This window comes from Streptomyces sindenensis (assembly GCF_014649035.1).
GTDB classification, from domain to species: domain Bacteria; phylum Actinomycetota; class Actinomycetes; order Streptomycetales; family Streptomycetaceae; genus Streptomyces; species Streptomyces sindenensis.
In genome coordinates, this window is sequence record NZ_BMSG01000100.1 from 1 (window position 1) to 553 (window position 553).

At 58.0% G+C, this 553-nt stretch carries 1 rRNA gene; it reads left to right on the plus strand.

Annotation, left to right across the window (positions count from 1 at the left end):
* Window positions 1-553: ribosomal RNA gene (locus IE145_RS33210) — 16S ribosomal RNA — on the plus strand; the annotation flags it as partial.

Sequence of the window (553 nt, forward strand, 5' to 3'; positions counted from 1 at the left end):
CACAATGGGCGAAAGCCTGATGCAGCGACGCCGCGTGAGGGATGACGGCCTTCGGGTTGTAAACCTCTTTCAGCAGGGAAGAAGCGAAAGTGACGGTACCTGCAGAAGAAGCGCCGGCTAACTACGTGCCAGCAGCCGCGGTAATACGTAGGGCGCAAGCGTTGTCCGGAATTATTGGGCGTAAAGAGCTCGTAGGCGGCTTGTCACGTCGGATGTGAAAGCCCGGGGCTTAACCCCGGGTCTGCATTCGATACGGGCTAGCTAGAGTGTGGTAGGGGAGATCGGAATTCCTGGTGTAGCGGTGAAATGCGCAGATATCAGGAGGAACACCGGTGGCGAAGGCGGATCTCTGGGCCATTACTGACGCTGAGGAGCGAAAGCGTGGGGAGCGAACAGGATTAGATACCCTGGTAGTCCACGCCGTAAACGTTGGGAACTAGGTGTTGGCGACATTCCACGTCGTCGGTGCCGCAGCTAACGCATTAAGTTCCCCGCCTGGGGAGTACGGCCGCAAGGCTAAAACTCAAAGGAATTGACGGGGGCCCGCACAAGC